A 3,328-nucleotide genomic window follows, 5' to 3' on the forward strand; every position below is an offset into this window, starting at 1 on the left:
ACGACGCTGCTATTGCCGCTCGACGACCTGCTCGCGGTGGTGCGCGAGTTCCTGAACCCGAACGCGTCGCGGTCCGGGCTGGATCGTTGTCTGCGCCGGCATGGTGTGTCCCGACTGCAGGACCTGAAGCCAAAGGCGGCCAAGCCCGCGCACAAACCCTTCAAGGCCTACGAGCCTGGTTACCTGCACGTGGACGTGAAGTACCTGCCGCAGATGGCCGACGAGGAGCGGCGCCGGTATCTGTTCGTCGCGATCGACCGTGCGACGCGCTGGGTCTTCGTGCGCATCTACCCGGCGAAGACGGCCGCCAATGCCCGCCGGTTCCTTCGTGACCTTGACCGCGCCGCCCCGATGAGGATCACCCGTGTGCTTACCGATAACGGCAAGGAGTTCACAGATCGTCTGTTCGGCCTGCGCACGCGTGCCGCTACTGGCAACCACGACTTCGACCGGCTCTGCGCCGAGCTCGGCATCGAGCACCGTCTGGCCCCGCCCATGCACCCTCAGACCAACGGCATGGTCGAACGCTTCAATGGACGGATCGAGGACGTTCTGCAAAGCCACCGCTTCCGCAGCGGCGAAGACCTCGAACAGACCATCCTGCGCTACGTCCGGCTCTACAACGGCCAGCTCCCGCAATCAGTGCTCAAGGGCCGAACGCCCATCGACGCTCTGAAGGACTGGCAGCGGCAAAGGCCGGACATCTTCAAGAAACGACCGTATAATCACGCGGGATGTGACACCTACTGGCGCTTGAACGACGCCCGGTTCGAATAGCCCGAGCGTCTCAAATACGAACGGCAACTCCGTCCCGCAAACCGGACGCCCTCCGGCGCAACGCCGCAGCCGCGCTCGCCTTCCCCGGCAAGGCCGCCGATCACGGCCCCGGTCAGCGGGCTGTCGGGATCGGCGAGGCCCTCGATCACGTCGAAATGGTGGCGGCCCTCGGCGATGTGCAGGCCGGTGCCGGGCCAGGCCTCGGCCAGCCAGCGGGCCTGGTCGAGGAAGGCCGGGCGTTCGGCGGCGCCGACCCAGGCGGTGACCGGCACGTCGGGGCGGGGGCTGTGCAGGACGGGGCTTTCGGTGGCCGCGGTGGCGGCGTCCAGGCCCAGCGTCCGGTTCATCTGCGTGCGCAGCAGCGGGCGCAGGTCGGCCAGCGGCGAGATCGCGATGACGCGGGCGAGGCGGGCGGCGACCGGCTTTGGCAGGGCGATGTCGGGGCAGAGCATCCGCGCCACCAGATGCCCGCCCGCGGAATGGCCCGCCAGCACGATGGGGCCGGGCGCCAGCCGCGCCATCATCGGCAGGGCGGCGGCGATATCGGCGGTGATCGCGGGGATCCCCGCCTCGGGCGCCAGCCGGTAGGAGGGCAGCGCGACGGCCAGCCCGCGTGCGACCGGCCCGGCGGCCAGATGCGACCATGAGGACTTGTCGAACCGCATCCAGTAGCCGCCATGCACGAAGACCATCAGCCCGGCGGGCCGGCCCGCCGGCAGGAAGATGTCGAAGCGCTGGCGGGGATGGTGGCCATAGGGCAGGTCGGTCGTGCCGCGCGCACCGGCCCGGAAGGCCGCGGCGGCGGCGGCCCAGCGCGGGGGATAGTCCATGGCGCCCGGGATATGGGCGGCGTTGGCATAGGCGTCGTCCCAGTCGATCCCGTCCTCGTGGCTGGACATCCCGCGCCCCCCGTGTTTGCCTGCGGCCGAACTGCAAGGGAGGATGACCGATGCCCGCAAGCGATCTCAAGAACCTTCTCGGGGACTGCGACCTGCTGGCCAGCCGCGCCTTTGTCGGCGGCGAATGGGTCGAGGCCGATGACGGTGCCAGCTTCGAGGTCAGGAACCCCGCGACCGGGGCGGTGCTGACCAGCGTTCCCGACCTTGGCCGCGCCGAAACCGCCCGCGCGATCGAGGCGGCGCGGCTGGCGCAGACGGACTGGGCCGCGCGCTGTGCGAAGGACCGGGCGGGTATCCTGCGCCGCTGGTTCGAGCTGATGATGGCGGCGCAGGAGGATCTGGCGGTGATCCTGACCGCCGAGATGGGCAAGCCGCTGGCCGAGGCGCGCGGCGAGATCGCCTATGGCGCCGGGTTCATCGAATGGTTCGCCGAGGAGGCCAAGCGCATCTATGGCGAGACGATCCCCGGCCACCAGCCCGACAAGCGGCTGAGCGTGATCCGCCAGCCGGTCGGCGTGGCGGCGGCGATCACGCCCTGGAACTTTCCCAACGCCATGATCACCCGCAAGGCCGCCCCGGCGCTGGCGGCGGGTTGCGCGATGGTGATCAAGCCCGCCGAGGACACGCCGCTGTCGGCGCTGGCGATGGCGGTGCTGGCGGAACGGGCGGGGGTGCCCGCGGGGCTGCTGTCGGTCGTCACCTCGATGCGGGCGGCCGAGATCGGCCACGAGTTCTGCGAGAACCCGACCGTGCGCAAGCTGAGTTTCACCGGCTCGACCGAGGTGGGGCGCATCCTGCTGCGCCAGGCGGCCGATCAGGTCAAGAAATGCTCGATGGAACTGGGCGGCAACGCGCCCTTCATCGTGTTCGACGATGCCGATCTGGATGCCGCCGTTCAGGGCGCCATCGCCTGCAAGTTCCGCAATAACGGCCAGACCTGCGTCTGCGCGAACCGCATCTATGTGCAGGCGGGCGTCTATGACGCCTTTGCCGCGAAGCTGGCGGATGCCGTCGCCCGGCTGCGGGTGGGCGACGGTCTGGAGGCGGGCACCGATCTTGGCCCGCTGATCTCTGACGAGGCGCTGGAAAAGGTCGAGGCGCATGTGGCGGATGCCACGGCCCGGGGCGCGCGGGTGCTGTCGGGCGGGCAACGTCATGCGCGCGGGGGCATGTTCTACGAACCCACCGTGATCGCAGGGGCCACGCAAGAGATGCGCTTTGCCCATGAGGAGACATTCGGCCCGGTCGCGCCGCTGTTCCGCTTCGAGACGGTGGAGGAGGTGATCGCGATGGCGAATGACACGATCTTCGGGCTTGCCTCGTATTTCTACGCGCGCGACCTGAGCCGGGTCTACAAGGTGGCCGAGGCGCTGGAATACGGGATCGTGGGCGTGAATACCGGCATCATCTCGACCGAGGTGGCGCCGTTCGGCGGGGTCAAGCAGTCGGGGCTGGGCCGCGAGGGAAGCCGCCACGGGATCGAGGAATATCTGGAGATGAAATATATCTGCATGGCGGTCTGATCGTAAGCGACCGCCCAGTACCCTCGTTGCCTGAGGTGGTCTGCTGTCCGAGATGACGCCCGTAACGACGGAGGTGTCAGATGGATAGCGATGTACAAACTTACGTAAGTTCTCACAGTGACGACGAAG

The 3,328-nt window shown here is 68.6% G+C and carries 3 protein-coding genes; 2 read left to right on the top strand and 1 reads right to left on the bottom strand.

The features are described 5' to 3' along the window. On the top strand, positions 1 to 777 hold a 777-nt coding region (locus tag NHN26_RS17245; RefSeq protein ID WP_253090534.1), incomplete at its 5' end, for a DDE-type integrase/transposase/recombinase. Here NHN26_RS17245 and NHN26_RS17250 read toward each other — a convergent pair. After that, positions 744 to 1,676: a hormone-sensitive lipase gene (locus NHN26_RS17250; protein WP_354595949.1), complete on the bottom strand. Its 933-nt coding sequence runs from the start codon at positions 1,674 to 1,676 to the stop codon at positions 744 to 746. The two genes, NHN26_RS17245 and NHN26_RS17250, sit on opposite strands and share 34 nt — an antisense overlap. A gap of 50 nt (positions 1,677 to 1,726) precedes the next feature. Between NHN26_RS17250 and NHN26_RS17255 the strand changes: the two genes are divergently transcribed. Further along, on the top strand, positions 1,727 to 3,199 hold the full coding sequence (locus NHN26_RS17255; protein WP_253090535.1) for an NAD-dependent succinate-semialdehyde dehydrogenase: 1,473 nt from the start codon (positions 1,727 to 1,729) through the stop codon (positions 3,197 to 3,199). Positions 3,200 to 3,328: the final 129 nt, after the last annotated feature.

This window comes from Rhodovulum tesquicola (genome assembly GCF_024128855.1).
GTDB classification, from domain to species: Bacteria; Pseudomonadota; Alphaproteobacteria; order Rhodobacterales; family Rhodobacteraceae; genus Rhodovulum; species Rhodovulum tesquicola.